The sequence below is a fragment of the Bradyrhizobium sp. USDA 3240 genome (assembly GCF_054063295.1).
The window spans coordinates 3061154-3082294 of sequence record NZ_JBSSGD010000002.1; the positions used below are offsets into that span (position 1 = coordinate 3061154).

The following is a 21141-nucleotide window of genomic DNA, read 5'->3' on the forward strand; positions in this document are numbered from 1 at the left end:
TTCACAACGACTTTCGCTTTTCCGAATAAAGGAATTGAGCAGATGGCCGGCAAGAACGGCGGCGCATGCGCCAATCCCAAGCAGATCAGGACCGACGTCGACTGCCGCGCCGCCCGACCGAACTTCGTCAAGGGCGCGTGGAGTCCCGCCAAGATTTCCGACGTAACCGGCGGCTGGCTCTATCTCTTCGTCACGCCGGACGTGAGCAGGCCTGGCAACGCGGCCTCCAAGCTCTGGCGGATGGACTACCGCTTCCATGGCCGCCAGAAAACCTACTCCATCGGCCCCTACGGCAACGGCAAGGATGGGACGTTCTCGCTCGCAGACGCGCGGCGCGAGCGCGACAAAGCCAAAGATCTGCTCAAGGACAGCAAAGACCCAAGCATCGAGAAGCAGCTCGACAAGCACAGGCAGGCCGCCGCCCGGCCTTTCAGGCAATGGGCCGACGAGTGGCTCGCAAAGAAGAAGGTCGAAAAGGTCAAGCGCGGCAGGATCGTCGCGGTGCGCGACCCCAAGACCATCGAGGTGCTTGAACTGCGCGTCGGCTACGTCAAGGCTCGCTTCGGCAAGCTGTGCAGGCAGGACATCAAGCGTCCGGACGTGCTCGCGTTCATGCGGTCATATGAAGCCGAGGGAAGGCTGGAAACGCGCGACCGCGTGCGCAGCATCTGTGAGCAAATCTGCGACTATGCCGATGTCGAAGGCGACGGCTATAATCCATTCCGCAACCTGCGTGGGCAGATGATCGCCAACATTTCGACGGCACGTCCCGGCGTCACCGAACCACGCGACGTGACGCGCGTTTTCAAGCTCATCAGCGCGCCGTGGACGAGAGCGAGGTTTGGTGACGTTGTCGGCCTTGCCTTGCGCTTCGATGCGCTGACCATTCCCCGCCCCGGCATGGTCAATGAAATGGAGTGGAGCGAGGTCGATTGGGATGCCAAACGCTGGACCGTTCCAGCCACCAAAATGAAGACGGGCTGGGATCATGTTGTGCCTCTGTCACGGCAAGCACTCGCGATCCTGCGCAGCGTTCAAAAGCTGACTGGCCATCGCAGGTACGCGTTTTCCTGCTCGAAGGACGCGCCGCTATCAAACAACACTCTCAACAAGCGCTTACGGCTGCTGGGCATTGACACCAAGACCGATCATTGTGCCCACGGATTCCGGACCACCTTCTCGACGCTGTCTCACCACGAAGAGATCAAGGACGCCAAGGCGTGGGATGGCGATGTCGTCGAGCTGCAGCTTGCGCATCTCGATAACTCTACGGTGGAAGGTCTGTACAAGAAGCACGGACCGCTCGCATTGATAGGCTCACGCACGAAGCTGATGCAGCATTGGGCCGATCGGATCGACCACTGGCACGATCCAAAGAAGGTGATGCCGATCAAGGGCGGCGCTGCTTGAGTCACCTAAGAGGCGCCCCTTCCGGATCGCCTGCGCCGACATCGCAAGTATCGGTGGTTGCGGGGACCTGCAACCATCTCAAATTGCGAAAGAGTCCTCAGCTTCTCTCGAACCTGGCAGTGGGGGCTCTGGCGTTGAAGAGCGGCCTCTTTCGTGTAGCGGCCTAAACATGCTTTCGGGCCAAGATCATCGATCGCAGGAAGTCCTGCCGGCGCAGAACCGTTGCCCTCCGAAGGCACGTGTCAAGCCAGTTCTTGCAAAAGCGGGAGCGGAAAGAGGATTGGAATACAAGGACTTGCGAGACTGACGTTCGTCGCTTCACTCTCGCAAGAATTTCGCGTAAGCACTGCGCAAGCAGTAGGCACCCGTAGCTCAGCTGGATAGAGCGTCGCCCTCCGAAGGCGAAGGCCACACGTTCGAATCGTGTCGGGTGCGCCATGCTGCGATATTTACAACATTCTCAGACGGCGGTCGCTTCCCAGGTTCGGGAGCGCAATGTCGCGCAATATTTGACGTTACCGCAGAGTGGGTCTGCGAGCATTCCTCGGTGAGGCCAAATGAGCTCAGGTCCGGCACCCAAGTTTTCCAAGGACAATCAGCATTTCGTTCCGCGGTTCTGGATAAAGCGATTTGCCGGATCCAACGGACGCATTTTAGGTCGAAAGCGCGGCGAGGCCCGAGCATTCCAGGTCGCAGCCGGCGATGTCATGACTGGCGACTGGACGTATACCCTGTTCGACGGTTGGTGGCGTCCGGCCGACAAGTTGGAGGATGCTCTGTCAGTGTTCGAGGGCGAAGCAGCGACCGTGATGGTTGCGGTTGACGACGTCTCGTCAACGTTGTCAGCCTCTGCTGAAAGAGAAATTAAGCGAAGTGATTGCGGTATCGGGATGTCGTCTCCCATGGGTGATGAGGCGCGGCCATCAACGCATGAAAGAATTGGCGGCAGCCTTTGCAAGTATCGTGAAGTACAAAGACGATCGTGAATTTATTCAGGATATCAGAACCCGATTTGGGGTTGATCTGTCGGAAGCAGATTGCTCGAGTCTCCGATCTCGGCCCGACGGAGCTCTCGAGGTGACTGCGCGCGCTCTGAACGAAATTAGCCCTCAGAATCCGGTCTTCGCTGAGCAGGCAGTGCTGCAAGGCGCTGGACCGATCGCTACAATATTGCGGACGATGGATTTCACGTTGCTCGACGCGCCGGCGGAAAGCCTCGTTCTGAGTGACACACCGATGCCAGACTTCGAAATTGCGACAGGCTTTCTCCTACCACTCTCGCATCGGTTGATGTTGAGCGCTCAGCCAGCCGCCGGGCCATCAGCGATTTTTGGTCGGCGTGCTGCGACCCCCGCTGAAGTGGAGGAGAGTAATCGATTTCAGTTTGATAGTCTCCTTGATATCGTAGTTGGACCTGACAAGGACATCCTGGAACGCCTTTGAACGGACCGGGGCACGAAAGCGAAGCGGATGAGCGGCGGAGAGTTCGGGCAATCTCATGACAGATATTACGTCGTTGATACCCGGCGTTGGATCGCAGCTTGCCGATTTCTCGATCGGTTTTGCAAAGCTGAGCACCGTTGCGGGCCGAGAACATGCGCACCCAGCGCGCTCAGGCGCATTGGTGTCTGTAGGATCGATTCACGGAATATTGACGGCCGCCCACGTGTTGGAGGAGCTCCCGGACAGCGGGGAAGTTGGCCTAATTCGGTTCATAAGGGAACCGAAGATTCAGGCACAGACAATCGATATGTCCCTGACGGAGAGGCTAACTATACGTGGGTCAGGGGAAGCAGCTGACGGGCCCGATATTGGGTTTTTGCGACTCGCCTCAACGCAAGTGGCAACACTCAACGCGACGACGAACATCTTCTTTAACCTAAGCAGGCGGCAGGACTCTGTCTTGGAGAATAGGCATCCATCTACGGAATATTTTGAAGGCATTTCTGGAATTATTGCTGAATGGACAATCAATCGTGGCGGGGCGGAAGCTGGATTTCGGCACCTCCTAGGATTTCGTGGCTTGTTTGGTGTCGGCTGTGTGGCTGGAGTTCATGATCACGACGGCTACGACCTCGTTAGTTTCGAGACGGATCGTAACGAAAACCAGAATGCGCCGACTGATTACGGAGGCTGGAGCGGAGGTGCGCTATGGCGTGTCTACATCACCCAAGGCACGGACGGTCAGCCGACCGTAATAGAACGAAGAATGTTTGGAGTGGCCTTTCATCAATCCGCGCTTGTTGAAGGCAAACGCACCATAACATGTCATGGCCCGAAGAGCGTCTATAAAAATCTATTAGCCGAGATAGCGCGCAAGTGGCCATCCACCTAAATTGTGGTCGACTCACAATTATTGATGGTTTGGAACCTGAAAATGCAAATCGGATTCAGTCCAGGTTGCGATCTAACCGGCGGTTGTTCACGCCCGACGTCGAGCGGCTTGAGCTTGTGCGTCATGTTTTTCAACGCGAGAGCCGTCCTCCGAACCCACGTTGCGAAGCTACTGTTTGCGCGGTGACTATAGGTGACATTGCGAAACTAGCCGCAACAGGTATTGCGCACGATATTGAATGCTTTGCGATCACTTCCAGCTGGCGGATACGATAGCGAAGCAGTGCGACGGAGAGAGTGTCAGTCAATGCACGTTGAAAGACAAAGCATTTTCGAACTTACTAGATCAAAACCCACGGTTTAAGCTACGGCCCGAGAATGAGTCAAAGCGTCGGCAGCCCACCGGATCCTAGAGGCTCGATCGGTCAAATCGCGGAGGCGCAACTACCGATACCGACATTCGGTTCAAGTTGCGATCTGATCGAGCGCGCCCACTGCGCCTCGAACGCAGTGACCGTCTTCTTAGTTATTGATTTTAGTGATGGCGACAGGCGTTTCTGTCACGCTTTGTTCAGGTCGTTTCACGTTGGGCGGGATGGCGCCTGCCTCCCCAGTCGAAAAAGACTTCGGTGTGCTGTGAGGTTAGATCCCGTTGTCCAGAGCCCAGTTCGAGATCGCACGACGCGTCCACCTGCACGAACCGCGGCCGCTGCTTCACGAGGTAGAGTCGAGGATGGGCGCGGTAGCTTGGGGCCAATGGCCACGCCCCGTTTCCCATGCCGCTCATCAAACCGGGCGCCGATTTTCGGCACCCGGCCTTCCAACTGGCTTCACCGCGAGGCGTACGGAGACAAACTAACCGCACGCGGCTTTGGCACGGTGAGCAACTCCCCTTCGCCGCTCGACACAGCAATCTCCGGCGGCTCCTGTCCTTGTTGGTGTTTGCAGGCTCATCGCCAATCGCCACGACTTCGCCATCTTCAAAAGCACGCCAGAAGTCGAGGCCCTTTGCTCTGCCAGCATTACCCGGCATCAACGCTCCTATTGCCCCGTCCGACTCCCGCCGTGACCACCGCTAATGCGATGTTGAGGCCTCTGCCCTCTTCCTCGACGGGTCTCCCCTGTAACTGCGAACCACCCTTCCGACGTCCCGTGCCACTACCCCGGCGGATCGCGTGGGGGCGCGCGTCGATTGCTTCCCAGCACGTGCGGCTTTCCCCAAATGACCGGAGGGTCGGCATCCGCATTAGAACTTTCGAGGCCTGCTCGGACTTCACTTTGTTACGGCCAATCGGATCGTTCAGCAGTCAAGGCCGCCTTCGTCGCAGGGTTCCAACCCAGCTAGTTACCCAGCCGAGCCGCCTGCCAGCTTCCGGACCAATCGACAATTTTCCGGGTGAGATCCTCCCTCACTGATAACGGTCAATGGCGCCCGTAACCGGAACACAGCGGCGGGGACAGACCTGATGGCGAAACCGAACTAGGCGTAGAGCCGCCGCACGACTTTGTGCGGCACCGGTGACCACACACGCCTCCTGCAAAAGAGCTGACGAGCGCTAGGAGCAATTGGCCGGGCACGGTCGTCGTACCTTCGTCCAGTTCGCGCTGAGTGAGTTCCGCATCGGTAGGACCCCAGTTCCGATTACCCGTCAGCGCGACGAAACGATCGACTTCATCCCGCGTTACCGATCGCCAGCGTCCGGGAGCGAGTTCGGTGCCCACGAAAGGCGGTGAGATCAATCGCCCGCGCGACGCGAAGTGCAGTCGCCTGGGTCGGCGACCCGGGCTCTTCGACCAGCGCGCCAACGATCTTGGGCGCCTCGATAACGGTGGGAATAACGAGCGCCCCTTTCGGCACCACGGCGGAGGCCGGCCGATTGCTGACGCCAAGGTTTATCGAGACGCCGATCATAGCCACCTGCAGGCCGCCAAATCCGGATTGTCGGCTGCTCTTACGGTCCATATGCGGGAATAGGACGCCAGCCTTTTGCCGCACTTGGATAGGATCTGTCGAGGCCTTACTGATTTTGAGAACATTTCCGACGCTTTCGCCATTTTGCGACGCAAAGCGTCGAGCTTGCGGCGAACGCAACCCAATGGCTTTCTCACCTGTGACTGCTCGCGGCGGTGCCTGCTAGCTGGTTGAGCGTGTCGGCTCTTCAAAGGCCCAGAATACGGTAGGTTTGCGCGACGTCCCTAATCGCCAGGACATATGCAGCCGTCCTTAGGTCGGGGATGTCGGATACCGGATCGTTCCACAAATCCGACATTCTGCCGTAGGCAGTTCTCATGAAATCGTCCAACCCAGACCTGACCAGATCAATCTCACGTCGACCTTCAAGCAGACTGCGGTAGTCAATCGGTAGCACCTGACCAGTCATCGCTTCCAACGTGCTCGCGAAGCGACGCTTGCTCTCTTCATCCAAACGACGCTCCATCAAGCCGAACGGCATATGATTGAGGTTTTTGACCCATTCAAAATATGACACCACAACGCCCCCGGCGTTGACGAAAAGGTCGGGCAGCACAACCTTGCCAGCCTTCCTCAGGATGTCGTCAGCCGCCATTGTTATCGGACCGTTCGCCGCCTCCACGATCAGCCGCGCCCTTATCCGTCCAGCATTGCCTTCGTGTATTACACTCTCGACGGCGGCGGGAATAAGGATATCGCAGTCGTCTTCGAGCGCCGACGGATCTGCCTGGAACACCTCGCCGCCATCAAACCCTGAGACGTCGCCGCCGCCGAGAAGGTGCTTCTTGAGATGCTCGATGGGAATTCCGGTAGGATTGCGTACGGTCCCGCTGCGCTCGACGACAGTCACGACGCGCATCCCGTCTTCCTCGGAGAGAAACTTCGACGCGTGATAGCCGACGTTGCCCAAACCTTGGACGACCACCGAAAGGCCAGAAAGTCGATCTTCACGAAACCCGGCCCTCACCCGATCGCTGGCGTGACGGAAGAACTCGCGGACCGCAAACTGCAGACCCCGTCCAGTAGCCTCGGTGCGCCCCTCAATGCCATTGCCTGCAACAGGCTTGCCAGTCACGCACGCGGTTGCATTCAAATCGTCCTTATGACGCTGTCTGTACTCGTCAGCGATCCACATCATGTGGCGCTCGTTGGTGCCAACATCGGGCGCAGGCACGTTGATCACTGGGGACAGGAATTTATGAGCGATGAGTTCTTGAGCGAAGCGACGCGTAATCTTCTCCTGTTCGGCTTCGCTCCACTGGTGGGGGTCGATCTTCAGGGCGCCCTTCGAGCCCCCGTAAGGCAGCCGCATCAAGGCACATTTGAAGGTCATCAAGGCAGCAAGCGCTTCGACTTCCTCCTGGTTCGCGTCGATTGAATAGCGGATGCCGCCCTTGGCGGTTTGCAGATGATTGGAATGGACGGCCCTCCTGACCTGCTCCCCGATTTGCCCTCGTTTATAAGGAGAGTCTGTTCTGGGTTTGGCCCCTGTTGGGGCGGGTTGCAAACTCGGTCGGTGTGAGCCCGTTGAGGCTCGTGTGCGGTCGGTTGGTTTTGTAGTCGATCCTCCACTCTTCGATGATCCGGCGAGCCTCGTTGAGATTGGCAAACAGGTGCTCGCTCAGGCACTCGTCGCGCAGGCGGCCGTTGAAGCTTTCGACAAAGCCGTTCTGCATCGGCTTGCCGGGCGCAATGTAGTGCCACTCGATCCCGAGTTCTTCCTGCCAGGCCAGGATCGCATTTGAAGTGAACTCGGTGCCGTTGTCGCTCACGATCATGCGTGGGCAGCCCCGGCTTTCAATGATGTGGCCAAGCTCACGCACCACACGCAGGGCGGTGAGCGAGGTGTCGACGACCAGACCCGGGCATTCCCGGGTGAAGTCGTCGACCAGGGTCAGGACACGGAAGCGCCGGCCACTGACCAGCGTGTCCATCACGAAGTCGAGCGACCAGCGCAGGTTCTGATCCTGCGGGATCGTCATCGGCGCCCGGGTGCCCAGTGCCCGTTTGCGGCCACCACGCTTGCGCACGCTCAGCCGCTCCTCCTTGTAGAGCCGGTACAGCTTCTTCCGATTGATCCGGACCCCTTGCCGAGCCAATAGCAGCCCCAGGCGACGGTAGCCGAAGCGGCGACGTTGCGACGCCAATTCCTTCAGCCGGGCTCGCAACGGACCATCGTCCGGTCTCGTCGGGGCATAGCGATAGGTCTTCGGTTGCAGGCCAACCAGCCCGCAGGCCCGCCGCTGCGAGTAGCCCTTCTCATCGATCGCCCAGGTCACAGCGCGTCTCCGCAAGCTGGGCGTCAGAAGTTTTTTCCGAGCATCACCTTCAGTGTCGATGCGTCTAGCATCGACTCCGCCAGCAGCTTCTTGAGCTTGCGGTTCTCCTCTTCCAGGGCCTTCAGCTTGCGGCCGTCGGAGATCTGTTCTCCCGCCGTGTGGTGGGCTGGTCGATGAACGCGGCGATGACGGCCCAGCTCGTCACCGACGCCCTGGTGATGGCGATCTGGCGACGGGGCAAGCCAGACGCGCTGCTGCATCATTCCGATCGCGGCAGCCAATACACCAGCGAGCAGTTCCAGCGATTGATGACCGATCACGGCGTCGTCTGCTCGATGAGCCGGTCAGGCAACGTCTGGGACAACGCGGCGATGGAGAGCTTCTTCTCGTCATTGAAGACAGAGCGGACTGCGCGCAAGATGTATCGAACCAGGGACGATGCCAAGGCTGACGTCTTTGATTATATTGAGCGCTTCTACAATCCGAAACGCCGACACTCGACGATCGGATATTTGAGCCCCATGGAGTTCGAACGGAAGGCGGGATTAGCTTAAATCGGTGTCAACAGAACCGGGTGCAGCTCATACCTTCAAATCCCGCGTTGCTCTGAAAGGCTGACGATAAGGATTTGACAACAGCGATATAGAAGAAAATTTACAAGTCTGGCTCGGGGACGTGATTTTTCCATTCGACATTGGCCTTCCGATACCGCTCAGGGGTCAGGCCGGTGAACTCCCTGAAATCACGGATCATATGTGCCTGATCGGAATATCCGTGGGAATTAGAAAGATGGCTCCATCTGACCTCACCGGCATCTGATCTAATGAGATTCTGAAATCGACAAATTCGGGAGTAAAGCTTTGGTGACAGGCCAGTTCTCCGCGTGAACCACGAGATCATATTTCGCGCGTTAAATCCTAGCTCCTCGGCCGCTCGGAAGACTGGCATTCCCTGGGCGAGTGAGTTGCATGCCCACTCCAAGCGTCCGTCTGCAACGAGGCGATGGAAGGCTCTTTCAAGGAGGGTTGCTTCCAACAACATTATGCGAGTTTTTGGAGACTTGAGTTCCAATAACTTGTGATGAAGCTCCGTTGCAGTTCGTCCCCAGTCAAGATCGGGGTCGACCAACCTGTCTGAAAATGAACTGACCGCATTTCCGAAAAACCAGTGAGCACCACCGGGTTTGAAGCTAACGCCACAAAGAGCGTCACGGGCAGACTGTGTGATAAGGACTGGGCGTTTTCTCGGCCCTTGCATCACTATTTCGCCCGATACTTGGAAGATCGCCCCGTTGATACTTCGTTCTTCAATCCTGTTTCCAGATAGGTTCACGAGAATCTGGGAACGCGCATTTGGTAAAATGCGCTCGCTGGGCCGGCCCCCTTGCTCATCGGACACCCAAATATAGTCAACAAAGGCAGAGAGCCGCTGGTCCTTCGGTCGGCAAAAAAGCATACGGGCCTCAACCATTAAGAAAATATCTCTGATAAGACATTCGCGCCGAAACCGAGGAGACCTAGCGGCATACGCGATGCCTAGCAGGGCGACCTTCTCCAACGCCCGTCGTGCATACTCCTCAAATGCCGTCTGCGCATCGCATTGGCTTGGGAATCTCGACGATTCTACCGGCGGGCGAGTTCATACGCTTTGCGAAGAAGCACGCGGCACTCGGAATAGGAATTTTCAGGATTGACGGCGCAAACCCAGTGCATGCGTCCATAGACAGGATGCGGTTGGAGTTCGTCGCGGGCAGCATAATCGAAATGCGCAGTTTCCAAAGCCGCGCGGGAGGCGTGGTCAGGAAACAGCGCTCTGAACGCGTCCCGGCCAGGCGCGATATTAAGCCGGAACGCCCCGTCGCTATCGAGCCGAGAAAGATTATCGAATTCGGTGTCACGCGTGACAACGGTGGCGAAGGGAATTTGCCTCTCCACGCCTCTGAAAAAGAAAAAATCGGGGGTGCTTGTATCGACGTGAATATCCGAACCAAGGGAAACGATGTCGGACTTGATGATTTCCAGCACAGGCATGCAAACTTCCTTTTAACCAAACTTGGCTAAACGCTTTATAGTGCTTTTGACCAAACTTGGCTATAGGGAGGTTAAGGTTGGAGCATGATGAACGTCACGCGTCTGCTCGTTCTGGGCACGATTAGATATCTCGGCACGGCGCATGGATATGCGGTGCGTCGCCAGTTGGATGACTGGCGCGTCGAAACATGGACGACGGTGAGATCAGGCTCGGTCTATCACGCGCTCGGGCAACTACATAAAGAAGGGAAGCTGGCGACCTCTGGGAGCGAGGCGGGAGCGCGTGGGACGGAGCGAACAGTTTTTTCCCTGACCCCCAACGGAACGACGGAGTTCTTCTCCCTACTAGAGAAAGCGCTGGGAAGTTTTGACCTCCCTGAATTAAGCGCCGGCATTGCATTCCTCGGGCAACTGCCGCCACAACGCGCCCAAAGTCTCCTTGCATCTCTACATGAGCGGCTCAACGCAAATAAGGAGTTTCTCCAGAAGCTAGCGGAGAACATGCCAAACGACCAAGCCGTGCCACGCACCGCTGATCTTCTGGACCTTTGGGCTAGCCATCTTGAAGCCACGGCGCGGTCGGTGGCGCGACTTGAAATGAAAATTGCGAGCGAGCGGGCAGACTAATGTGATTCTGATGCGAAGGAGCAAGGCAACTTTGTTGCCATGATACATCAGATTCCAAACTTCAAATGGATCTCTTGTTCGAGATTCGACGCACGCGAGCGTTTTCGTCTCGCGAAGGGAATATCAAATGGAGACAAATCAGTTATCCTATTTCGTCTTGGCATGCCAACATCGGAATCACAAAGAGACGGCGGCCCGCGCGGGAATATCATCCTCGGCGTTAAGCGATAATCTCAAATCGCTCGAGCGCGAACTTGGGCTTATTCTGTTCGAGCGCGGACAGTTGGGACATTATCCGACTGCAACAGCGCGATGGTTATATCAATCGATCGAACCTGTACTCCAGCGCACGGAGGCCGTTACAGCGGTGCCGGACCGCACGAACGGTCAATTAGATCTGCTGCGCATTACTTCGCCACTCCAATTCATGCTGGGTCGCCTGTCGCGGTCAGCTAGCCTCGCCGTTCGAGCACTGCGCAAAGATCATCCCAATGTCATTGCTGAGGTCACCTTCGCGTTTACCGAACTGTCATCCTGCCTAAAAGATGGAACGAAGAGCCATGCGGATTGCCAAGGGGATGTATTTGAAGACGATAAAAGCGATATAGTTCTCAAATATGCCGAGAGCGAAAAAGATCATGCGGAGCACTTTCTCTTCGACGACGACTGGATAGTCGTACGGCCCTTTGACCAACGCGAGGAATCGGAACAGGTCACTGGATTTGATACCCTGCGGCGCCTACCACTGATCGTCCCGCCCTTATCAAAGGCACAGATACATCAGGTGCGAGCTTATTGCATTCGCCATGATTTACCGATCCCAAGCGTCATTGAAGAAGACGTCGGCACGTTCTCCAAGCTGTCGGAAGATACCGAACCTTTCGCCCTTCTGGCGCCGCACAGTCTAGTCGCTAGCGGTCTTTCTCGAGTGAATTTCAGTCAGTCCCGCCTCCCCGTAAGGTTGACCAGCACAATCATCGCAAAACTCCTTACGGACGGTCCCGCCGCCCGCACTTATGTCACGCTGCTTCAGAAACTTCTTCAAAATCCAGATCCCTTCATTTGCTATCAGCCAAGCATCACGTTGAAGCAGATGCGCTATTTTCTTATGTTGCGAAGCAAGTTAAATATGAGCGCAGCAGCGAAACAACTTAACGTTGTCCAACCAGCTCTTTCAAGCCAGCTGCGCAAGCTAGAAACTCTCGTCGGCCAACCCTTGTTCCACCGCCAACACAACGGCCTCAAACCGACATTTGACGCTCCCAGGTTGGCGGAATTGGTTGAGCCAGCCGTCGAGCGTTGCGACAACGTGGTGTTTCGCGCCAGGCATATTGCCGCCGCTCAACATCATTCGCTTTCGATTGGCGTCTTTCCGATAGCGAACCACACCAGCCAACTTGCTGAAGCACTCGCGTCCACGGTACGCGATTGGTCCCACGCATATCCAAAAGTCAAATTGAAGATCGTGGAGGCTCCATCAGATGTTTTGTATCGTTGGGTAAGATCCGGCCTCACGAGCTTTGCGCTGGTCGAAGCGCACATATCGCGTTCGTCGCAGATTGACCTGCAAAGCGAGGATCTTCTCGGCGTCGTTTCCGGTGCCGGCACGAACTTGGTTGATCCCGGAGAAATTCCGTTACTCCGCGTGGCAGAACTGCCGCTGATTTTGCCCACCGAAACATTTGGATTGCGGCAGTTGCTGAATCAAGCGGCAGAGGATGCCGATATTCGCCTGAAGCCAACAATTGAAAGCAACTCTTTCACAATGACCTTGGCATTGATCCGGCAAACGCGCTTTGCGACCATTATGCCGGAGGCATCGGTGCGCCCCTACGTTGCCGAGGGAGCCCTCCAATTTAATCCAATAATAGACCCGTTCATTCGACGCCGGTTGTCTATTGTCTTTTCAACGGACCGAACTCTAACTCAAATCGAACGTTCGATGATTAAAACTTTCCGGCATCATCTCGCTGCGATTGGCTTTAAACCGGCTGGAGCAAGCGATACCGTGCAAGATGATGTTCAGGGGGACCAAATAGCAATTCGTTGACGAGTATACGCTTCACATATCGGCTAATCGTGCATTCTTCCGTCATGCCAATGGCTCCATGGATCTGAATAGACTCTTCCACCATCATACGCCCTGACCAAAGAGCCTGGATCCAGGCTGCCGCAGCCAGGGCGGATTGATCGGTCCGATCATCCGTGATTGCCGCGGCGGCTGCCATGACCAGCGACCGTGCTTCATCAAGTTTGATCCACATGTCCACGAGACGAAATTGCAGAGCCTGAAACGATCCAATCTGGCGCCCGAACTGCTTGCGTAGTCTGGCGTATTCAAGGGTCTGATCATAAAGAACCTGCATCGCGCCGAGGTTTTCAGCGGCGGCGGCAACGAGCACTTCGTCCCTGACGGCACTGAGAATTTGCCGAACGTCGACCCCGCCATCGATGCGGCAAGCGGAAGAAACGACAACATTATTCAAGGTCATATGGCTCGCCGAGCGGCCATCCAGAAGCGGATACCGTTCACTGCTAACACCGAGGCTGGCAGGATCCACTAGAAACAGGCCTACGTCGTTCGAGCCGACGATAATCGCCGAAATCAGGATGGCATTCGTCTCATCCGTTTCTGCCAGCACACAGGCATTTGATCCGATCAATCCATATCCGCCGCGCAGCGCGTACGCCCGGACTTGCGATGGATCGATCGGATCGTTCGCTCCGGCCGCGAAGAAGCCGGGCGTGGCGCGGAATTCACCGCCTATCAGTTGCTGAAGGTGGGCCGCTGCGTCGCGGCAGCGACCAAGCACGCCTCCCGCCATCACGACAGCAGGCAAATATGGAGTCGAGATGAGCCTCGCCGCCAATCCCTCCATCAGCACCATTGTGCCGACTGATCCTAAGCCGCTGCCCCCTAGCGCTTCAGGAAAGGACAGCCCGATCCAGCCGAGTTTCGTGAAGTCACCCCAATGACCACCCGCGTTCGCCACAGGCCCGGCTCGATCCGCAACGAAACGACTGACAGATTCCTTGAGCATCTGCGTTTCGGCGTCGAGAGCGAAATTCATTCCGAACCTCCCAAGCGGAGCACATGTTTGCCAAGCACCATGCGCTGGATCTCGTTCGATCCGCCCCATATCGTGAGTTTGCGCAAGTTGAGGTAGGTTGGAAGCACACTCGAAGCTTCGTTTCCTCCGGGCGAAATCAAGCCTTCGAGGAACGTCTCGGAATGGCGCAAACAGGCTGCCCCCTTGAGATCAATGCGGACTCTCGACAATTCCTGGGCAATTTCGGTTCCTCGGATTTTCAGCTTTGACGCTTCCGGACCCGGATTGTCGCCTGCAATAGCTCGCGACAGCAAACGAAGCTCCATATATTCAAGTGCTAGAAGCTCGATCTCCAGGCGGGCCAACCGGTCTGTAAGGAGCGGGTCCTCCATACGCCCAAGTTCGCGAGCCTCGGCTCGCAACTCGCCCAGTATGCGTTTGGAACGAGAAGCACCCGACATCGAGAAGCGTTCAAACTCAAGCAGAAACTTGGCGTAGGTCCAACCCTGCCCCTCTTCGCCGATCCGATTTGCAACCGGCACCCTGACATCGCTAAAGAAAACCTCGTTAAACTCCGCGTCGCCATCCAGTGTTCGTATCGGTCGCACGGTGATGCCCGGCGTGCGCATATCAATCAGTAAGAAGGAAATCGCGCGCTGTGGCTTTTCGGCGGGATCGGTTTTGACGAGGCAGAACATCCAGTCCGCCCAGTTTGCCCACGTTGTCCAGATCTTATTGCCGTTCACGAGATAATAGTCCCCATCGCGAATGGCGGTTGTCCGTAACGCGGCCAAATCCGAACCCGCCCCCGGCTCGGAATACCCCTGACACCAGAAATCCCTGTTCTCGCGAATCCCAGGCAGGAAGCGCGCCCTCTGCTGTGGACTTCCGAATGTGTAGATTACAGGCCCAGCCATTGCGATGCCAAACTGGCATGGATGAGGCGCCTGTACCGCTCCATACTCGCGCTCAAACAAATAGCGCTGCGTCGGCGTCAATCCTGGCCCGCCCGCATCCTTCGGCCAGCCGATCGCGTACCAGTTTCTGGCAGCCAGGATATTCTGCCACTTGATGTAATCCTCGCGGCTCAGGCGCTGATTGAAGCGAACCTTCTGAGCCAGGTCTTGCGAAAGATTGTCGCGTAGATATAGACGGACATCACGGCTGAAGGCATTTTCCTCTTCGGAGAACCGTAAATTCATGACTGTAAACCCCGCCGACAAACATGTATTTAGATCGTGCCGGACGCCCGCAATGCCGCGATTTCGCTCGGTTGTTTCCCCAGCAATTCCTTAAGAATAGCGGGACCGTCTTCGCCTAACCGCGGCGCGCGGCGCGCCTCCCCGCGCGCTAGTCCATTGAAGTGGACGGGCTGCTCAGGTAGCAAAAGGGTACCTACCGAATCGTGGTCCACTGCCGTGATAAGCTTGCGATCCTTGACGTAAGCGCTCTCAGCAGCTTCGGCGACATCCCAGATCGTTGAAGCGGGAACGCCTGCCGCAGCCAGAATCTTGACGACTTCATCGGCCGACTTCGAAGCGGCCCACGTTTCGATTAAGTTGCGTAGGGCGACGTGATTCAATCGGCGCAGTTGGTCAGTCATAAATCGCTTGTCCTGCGACAAGTGCGGATCACCGATCGCTTTCGCGAGCTTCCCGAACAGCGCACTATTGGCTACGGCAACCATGAAGTTTCCGTCGCTAGCTGCATATGCGCCGAACGGCGCCGATAGCGGATGCTGATTGCCATGCCTTCGCGGGGCGGCGTTCGTGATCTGCCACTGAGCGAGCGCCGTCGGCAACAGCGTGAAAAGCGAATCAAACATCGCTACATCCAGCCGCGCTCCCGCGCCCGTCGCCTGACGACGATAAAGAGCAGTGGAAATGGACCATGCTGCAAACAGGCCCGACACAGTATCTCCGACAGAATCGCCTACTAGCGTCGGCTCTCCGCCTGGAGCGCCGGTGATGCTCATCAGGCCCGACATCGCCTGCGCGATTACATCGTAACTAGGCAAGTTGGCGAACGGCCCCGTTTGACCAAATCCGGATATCGAACAGTAGATCAGATCTGACCGCAGTGGCTTCAGCGACTCATAATCGATGCCAAGCCGACCGGCGACTCCCGGGCGAAAATTTTCAACGACGACATCGCAAACAGCCGCAAGACCCCTCGCGATATCAAGGCCCTGCTCTGTCTTGAGATCTAGGACTAAGCTCCTCTTGTTGCGGTTGATAAGTTCAAAGCTAACGCTGACGCCGTTCTTGAACGCTCCCATTGAGCGCTGATCATCTCCGCCCGGAGGCTCTACCTTGATGATCTCAGCGCCCAGGTCTGCCAAAAGAGCCGTACAAAATGGTCCAGCAAGGACACGGCTGAAATCAAGAACACGGATTCCAGTTAGCGGTTTGGAAGCTGGGGCCTTCGATACTGAGCAGGAGATGGCGCCATCCTCACGGCTCACGGTTGCTGGCGTCTCACTTATCATCTGTTGCCCACTTCGTCGTGCGTGAGCGTCGTCGACATATCGACGGCGTTATTTGCACCATCTGTTATTTGGCTTCGATGTAGAAATAGCAACTTGAGAACGGAGCTATTCGAAAATCCGAACTGTGCTCGGCTCATGCGGACGGTGCGTCCTTCCAGCGTGGGAACTGCCCGGTATCAATGTCGAACAGATCCAATGCTCGCCCTACCGTGTGATCGACAATCTCGTCTATCGTTTTCGGCTTGGGGTAGAACGCTGGTACCGGCGGCATAACGATAGCGCCCATCTCAGTTACTGAAACCATATTCCTGCAATGACCGAGATGAAGTGGCGTCTCGCGGAGCAGGAGAACGAGCCGTTTTCGTTCTTTCAGGATGACATCCGCAGCGCGTGAAACCAGTGTTCCACAGGCTCCGGACGCTATCTCGCCAAGAGTCTTGACCGAACAAGGTGCGATGATCATTCCGCTGGTCCGGAAAGAACCGCTCGAAATCGGTGCGGCGACATCGTCATTAGCGTGAACGTGATCCGCAAGAGCGTGCACGTCTTTCGGCCGCAGATTGCTTTCGTGAACGAGTGCGACCATAGCCGATCGCGACATGACAAGATGAGTCTCATAGTCGAACGCTCTCAACGTCTCAAGGAGCCGAATTCCGTAGGCATGGCCAGATGCGCCCGTAATAGCGACTATGAGCCGTCGTTTTGACACTGCAATCTCCCAGCATGGCTGTGCAGCAAGGTCGGAAGGATTATCACCCGAGCAATTCAAGTCGGTTAGATCGCGTCTAATATTGGTTCAGTTGACTGCGAACCCGCTCGGTCACCTTCTTAGGAGCGGCAAGACGCTCGGAGCGCGTGAGTGCCTCACCGTCTCCCGGCCGCGTTGTTGCGATCATCCCAAGTTTGGTCACCGTGAGATCCTCGTGGACCGGGTCACAGCGATCAGCCTTGACGCCCGGAATGACGATGAGATCTTCGTGTCCGCGAAACCGCGCGGCGAGTGCCCATTCAACCTCGCGCGGGTTCTCGATGTCGATATCGTCGTCGACAACGGTTACCAATTTGAGGAGGCTCACATGCCCCAAAGCCAGCAGTGCTGCGCGCTTGCCCTCACCCAGCCGCGGCTTATGCATCGAGATTATGGCATGCAGACGTCCCATTCCGCCTTCGGTGATCAGGACACGGCGTACAGCCGGAATCATCCGCTGCAAGGCCTGGTGCAGCGTCGCACCGATGGCCACTCCGCCGAGCAAGCAGTGCTCGCTGGCGTAACCGGGAAGGATTGCTTGATAAATCGCATCCTTTCGATGGGTGACGCAGCGGATCGTTCCTCCCAAGCCTGGACCGTAGTCGACATAGAAGCCGTGGAATTCCGACACCGGGCCTTCTTCGATCAACTGGGCTGCATCGAGTTCGCCTTCGAGAACGATCTCGGCATGCGCGGGCACCTCGATATCGACCGTTTTGCATTTGACAAGCTGCAGCGGCTCGCCGAGCAGCGCGCCGATGTTGTCAAACTCGTCATCGCCCAGCCCGAGATATAGCTGTGAGCCGAGCAGCACCGCCGTGTGGTTGCCGATCGCGACCGCGATCTCAAGCTTGCGGCCTAGCGCTTTCGCCTTTTCGCTGAGGATGTAAAGATGATGGTTCTTGGCGATGCCGGCCATGATCCGCGCCCCGCCCTCCAGCCGCAAGCGCGCAATCGAGACATTCCGCTGGCCCGTTTCGGGATCCTTCGCAATGATGACGCCCGCCGTGATGTAGGGTGCCGCTTCGCGTTCGAACCATGTCGGCACCGGCAACAGCGCCGCAAGATCGATACTGCCCTGATGAATGATATCTTGCACCGGACCGTCCGAAACTACCACCGGATGGATCGGACTTTTCAAGGCACCTAGGCATTTGGCATCGAGTTTATCGACCGCGACGCCGAGCCCACGCGCGAATCTCTCCCGAGATGTCAGAAGATTTCCTACCACCGGCATCGTGGCGTTGCCGACGTGCTCGAAAAATAGCGACGGTCCGCGATCCCGCAGCGACAAGACGGCTCCCAACTCAAACTTGGCGTCTACTTGCCGCGTCACGCGGTGCAACTCTCCGCTGGCTTCGAGCGCCGTCACTAGGCCACGCATGCTTTGGTCGGTCATGATACTCACCGTTCTTGAACTGAATCATCTCGCCGAAACGCGAAACCGACGTTTTGGCAATCTTGTCAAAAAGCCCGTCATCGCGACATCGGGAGGCATGATGCCGGTCGAGGTATCGCTGCCAACGAGAGCAATGACCGTCAACGCGGATCAAATGTTCTTACCGTCGAGTAGACGAATTGCTTCAAGCAGTGTCGCAGCGCCTGCCGCCATTGCGTCCGGTTCAGCCCATTCCTCGGGCGTGTGGCTCTTGCCGTCGCGACACGGAATGAACAGCATAGCGCTCGGCGCGATGCGTGCTACGAAGGCTGCGTCGTGTCCGGCACCGGAAGCAAGCGCGATGGCCGAATAGCCGAGCGACGCAGCCCCGCTCCCGAGCAGATCACGCAACTGTTCATCGCAAGGCGTTGGATTGGTGCGCGACAGCACGGCAAAACGAGCCCGTGTAACATTCCGCTGCAGGGCGACTTCCTCGCTCTTGGAGTCCAGCAATGTGGCGAACTCCTCAAGTTGTACAGCCCTTTCAGCGCGAATGTCGAAAATCATCCGCGCCCTCCCCGGCACGACATTGGCGGCGTTCGGACTGATGTCCAGCACACCGGTCGTTGCCACGAAATGACCATCGTCTCGCCTGGCAATCTCATTCGCCTGCTGCGCGGACCATAATGACAACTCGGCTGCAGCGAGCCCAGCATCTCGCCTGTCCCGCATCGGCGTGGTGCCCGCGTGATCAGCCGCGCCGTCGAACACAATCTCGACGCGCAGGATACCGGCTATGGAGGTCACTAGGCCAAGCGGAACGTTGCAATTTTGCAGAACGCTGCCCTGTTCGATATGAAGTTCGAAATATCCTGCAATATCCTTGCGCTGTGCTTCCGCCAGTCGGGACGAATCGCCACCGGCCCGCGCGATGGCGTTGGCGAGTGTCTCACCCGCCGCATTCGTGTAACCGAGCATTGCCTCTTCGAGCGCCCCCGCCATTGCGCGGCTGCCGACGCAGGACACCCCATATTCGCTCGGCTCTTCGGCAAGGAAGTCTACGATCTCGATGGGATGCCGCGGAGCATAGCCCAGGGCCTGCAGGGCGCGCACAGCTTCCAGCGCCGTAAGGATGCCTGCGGTGCCGTCGAAACGCCCGCCGGACGGCACGGTGTCCGAATGCGAGCCGAGCATGATTGGCGGCGCGTCCGGAACGCTGCCGTCGAGGCGCGCTATCAGATTGGCCCCCGTATCCAACCGGACCGACATGCCGGCGTCCTCGAACTGCTTGCTGAGCCACGCCCGTCCTTCGAGAAAGTGCGGTGAAAATGAGCGCCGCGTATACGGCCGGTCGGGATCCGTGATCTCGGCCAAATCCATCAGGCTGCGCCACAGCCGGTCCGGGTCGATGGGCGGGCGCTCGTGGCGCATCAGCCGATCTTCCTGTTTGCAGCATCAGACCGGGATGGGCACACAAACGCACCCGAGCCGGGGTCGGCCAGTACGTTCGTACCGTCGTAAACTAGCTTGCCGCGCAGATAAGTCGCCACAGGACGATATGGCAGTTCAATACCCGCATACGGACTCCACTTGACGAAGTTGTGTCCGCTGGTCGCCGGGTCGTAGCGATGCGGCGCGTGCGCCATCACCACCAGGTCCGCATCCCGGCCCAGTTCGATCGCGCCCTTGCGATGGCCGATCCGAAACAGCCGCGCGGGATTGGCCGCGAGCAGCCGCGCTGCCCAAGTGACGTCAAGCTGGCGTTCGGTCAGGCCCTTCAGCAACAAAGGATAGAGAACTTCCAAGCCAGGCACGCCCGATGAATTTTTCAGCATGTCGGCATCGGTCTTGCGGTCCTCGGACCAACTCACATGATCCGTCGAAACGACGGTGACGTTGCCAGCCGCGAGATGGCGCCAGAGCAACTCTACTTCGCGCCGTGGGCGAACCGGCGGATTGACCTTCGCCTTGCCACCGAGCCGCGCAACATCGTGTTCCTCATCGAGCATCAGATAGTGAATGCAAGCCTCGATCGTCGTGTCGAAGCCCTGCTGGCGGTAAGCTTCACACAGGTCATAGCCACGCCCCACCGAGCAATGGACGATATGGGAGGAACACCCTGCCTGCGCACCGATCTCATAGACTTCAGCTATCGCCAACGTCTCCGTCACCGGCGGACGCGATAAACCATGGGCGCGGTAATCGCGAATTCCACTAGCATCCACATCTCTCATCGCGGCCCGCACCATCTCGTCGTTCTCATTATGAACGCCGGCGGCGAGACCGTGTCTCCCGATTTCCGCAAAGCACGAATAGAGCGTTTGCGGCGGAACACGTGGAAAGCGGTTGGGATCTGTGCAGAATGTCGAGAATTTGAACGCAGAGACACCAGCGTGCACCATATCCGCGATGTGCGCGGGTCCGTCATCCGGCCTGACAGTGCCGTACAGCGCAAAGTCGACGCGCGCCTGGGCACCCGCTTCGGTGATCTTCTGCTGCACGCGCGCGCCGGTGCAGACCAGAAAGCCTTCATCATAAGGCATGTCGACAACGGTCGTGACACCGCCGGCTGCGGCGGCACGCGTCGACCAGATAAAGTCTTCCTGCCCGAGTTGCGACTTGGAGTGCACCTGGGCGTCGATCGCGCCCGGCAACACGTAAGAGGATCCAAAATCCTGGCGCTCCTTTGCGGCGGGCGAGGACCCGAAGCCGATTCGCTCGACGAGGCCGTTCCGGATCGCCACATAGCCGCCGTCGACCACGCGGTCGGTAAGAACGATACGGCCAGTGACAACTAAATCAAAATCGCTCATCAGGTATTACCC

Annotated in this window: 17 protein-coding genes, 1 tRNA gene and 2 pseudogenes; 8 read left to right on the top strand and 12 right to left on the bottom strand. The window is 57.5% G+C overall.

The window, feature by feature from the left end:
• Positions 1–42: 42 nt before the first annotated feature.
• The 5 genes from ACVIGA_RS15340 (at position 43) to ACVIGA_RS15360 (ending at position 3745) form a co-directional block, all read left to right on the top strand.
• On the top strand, positions 43–1410 hold the full coding sequence (locus ACVIGA_RS15340; protein ID WP_456667020.1) for a tyrosine-type recombinase/integrase: 1368 nt from the start codon (positions 43–45) through the stop codon (positions 1408–1410).
• A gap of 361 nt (positions 1411–1771) precedes the next feature.
• Positions 1772–1848: transfer RNA gene (locus ACVIGA_RS15345), tRNA-Arg, on the top strand.
• Positions 1849–1967: 119 nt separating this feature from the next.
• On the top strand, positions 1968–2396 hold the full coding sequence (locus tag ACVIGA_RS15350) for a DUF4238 domain-containing protein (RefSeq protein WP_456667021.1): 429 nt from the start codon (positions 1968–1970) through the stop codon (positions 2394–2396).
• The gene (locus ACVIGA_RS15355) at positions 2341–2853 is read left to right on the top strand and encodes a hypothetical protein (protein WP_456667022.1); all 513 of its coding nucleotides are present in this window, start codon (positions 2341–2343) and stop codon (positions 2851–2853) included. Before ACVIGA_RS15350 ends, ACVIGA_RS15355 begins: the two co-directional genes overlap by 56 nt.
• 55 nt (positions 2854–2908) lie before the next feature.
• Entirely contained in the window at positions 2909–3745 is an 837-nt protein-coding gene (locus ACVIGA_RS15360) for a hypothetical protein (RefSeq protein WP_456667023.1), read from the top strand.
• A gap of 1671 nt (positions 3746–5416) precedes the next feature.
• Here ACVIGA_RS15360 and ACVIGA_RS15365 read toward each other — a convergent pair.
• The 3 genes and pseudogenes from ACVIGA_RS15365 to ACVIGA_RS15375 all read right to left on the bottom strand — a co-directional run.
• Positions 5417–5656, bottom strand: coding sequence for a hypothetical protein (locus ACVIGA_RS15365; protein ID WP_456667024.1), 240 nt, complete (start codon positions 5654–5656; stop codon positions 5417–5419).
• A gap of 247 nt (positions 5657–5903) precedes the next feature.
• On the bottom strand, positions 5904–7223 hold the full coding sequence (locus ACVIGA_RS15370) for a Glu/Leu/Phe/Val family dehydrogenase (protein ID WP_456667025.1): 1320 nt from the start codon (positions 7221–7223) through the stop codon (positions 5904–5906).
• Positions 7174–8147 (bottom strand): annotated as a pseudogene (locus ACVIGA_RS15375) (IS3 family transposase); the annotation flags it as partial. The pseudogene ACVIGA_RS15375 and the gene ACVIGA_RS15370, both read right to left, overlap by 50 nt.
• Here ACVIGA_RS15375 and ACVIGA_RS15380 point away from each other — a divergent pair.
• Positions 8115–8549: pseudogene (locus tag ACVIGA_RS15380) on the top strand (IS3 family transposase); the annotation flags it as partial. The pseudogenes ACVIGA_RS15375 and ACVIGA_RS15380 sit on opposite strands and share 33 nt — an antisense overlap.
• A gap of 100 nt (positions 8550–8649) precedes the next feature.
• Here the strand turns inward: ACVIGA_RS15380 and ACVIGA_RS15385 are convergent.
• The gene (locus tag ACVIGA_RS15385) at positions 8650–9465 is read right to left on the bottom strand and encodes a helix-turn-helix domain-containing protein (RefSeq protein ID WP_456667026.1); all 816 of its coding nucleotides are present in this window, start codon (positions 9463–9465) and stop codon (positions 8650–8652) included.
• 152 nt (positions 9466–9617) lie between these two features.
• Entirely contained in the window at positions 9618–10025 is a 408-nt protein-coding gene (locus ACVIGA_RS15390; protein ID WP_456667027.1) for a DUF6194 family protein, read from the bottom strand.
• 84 nt (positions 10026–10109) lie between these two features.
• Between ACVIGA_RS15390 and ACVIGA_RS15395 the strand changes: the two genes are divergently transcribed.
• Both ACVIGA_RS15395 and ACVIGA_RS15400 read left to right on the top strand, forming a co-directional pair.
• Complete coding sequence (locus tag ACVIGA_RS15395) at positions 10110–10652, top strand: PadR family transcriptional regulator (protein WP_456667028.1); 543 nt, start codon at positions 10110–10112, stop codon at positions 10650–10652.
• A gap of 127 nt (positions 10653–10779) precedes the next feature.
• Positions 10780–12702, top strand: a complete 1923-nt coding sequence (locus tag ACVIGA_RS15400; protein ID WP_456667029.1) for a LysR family transcriptional regulator — start codon at positions 10780–10782, stop codon at positions 12700–12702.
• Here ACVIGA_RS15400 and ACVIGA_RS15405 read toward each other — a convergent pair.
• From ACVIGA_RS15405 to ACVIGA_RS15435, 7 genes are all read right to left on the bottom strand, one after another.
• A complete protein-coding gene (locus ACVIGA_RS15405) occupies positions 12635–13723 on the bottom strand; it encodes an acyl-CoA dehydrogenase family protein (RefSeq protein ID WP_456667030.1) in 1089 nt (362 codons plus the stop codon). The genes ACVIGA_RS15400 and ACVIGA_RS15405 overlap by 68 nt on opposite strands.
• Positions 13720–14904 carry an acyl-CoA dehydrogenase family protein gene (locus tag ACVIGA_RS15410; RefSeq protein ID WP_456667031.1) on the bottom strand — a complete coding sequence of 395 codons (1185 nt, stop codon included), beginning with the start codon at positions 14902–14904 and terminating at the stop codon, positions 13720–13722. The genes ACVIGA_RS15405 and ACVIGA_RS15410 overlap by 4 nt, the downstream gene beginning before the upstream one ends.
• 29 nt (positions 14905–14933) lie before the next feature.
• Positions 14934–16166, bottom strand: a complete 1233-nt coding sequence (locus ACVIGA_RS15415; RefSeq protein ID WP_456667032.1) for a CaiB/BaiF CoA transferase family protein — start codon at positions 16164–16166, stop codon at positions 14934–14936.
• A 157-nt stretch (positions 16167–16323) separates the two neighbouring features.
• Positions 16324–16899: a UbiX family flavin prenyltransferase gene (locus ACVIGA_RS15420; RefSeq protein WP_456667033.1), complete on the bottom strand. Its 576-nt coding sequence runs from the start codon at positions 16897–16899 to the stop codon at positions 16324–16326.
• A 76-nt stretch (positions 16900–16975) separates the two neighbouring features.
• The gene (locus tag ACVIGA_RS15425) at positions 16976–18337 is read right to left on the bottom strand and encodes a UbiD family decarboxylase (protein WP_456667034.1); all 1362 of its coding nucleotides are present in this window, start codon (positions 18335–18337) and stop codon (positions 16976–16978) included.
• Positions 18338–18487: 150 nt separating this feature from the next.
• Entirely contained in the window at positions 18488–19747 is a 1260-nt protein-coding gene (locus ACVIGA_RS15430; protein ID WP_456667035.1) for a Zn-dependent hydrolase, read from the bottom strand.
• On the bottom strand, positions 19747–21129 hold the full coding sequence (locus ACVIGA_RS15435; RefSeq protein ID WP_456667036.1) for a dihydroorotase: 1383 nt from the start codon (positions 21127–21129) through the stop codon (positions 19747–19749). Before ACVIGA_RS15435 ends, ACVIGA_RS15430 begins: the two co-directional genes overlap by 1 nt.
• Between the last annotated feature and the right edge of the window lie 12 nt (positions 21130–21141).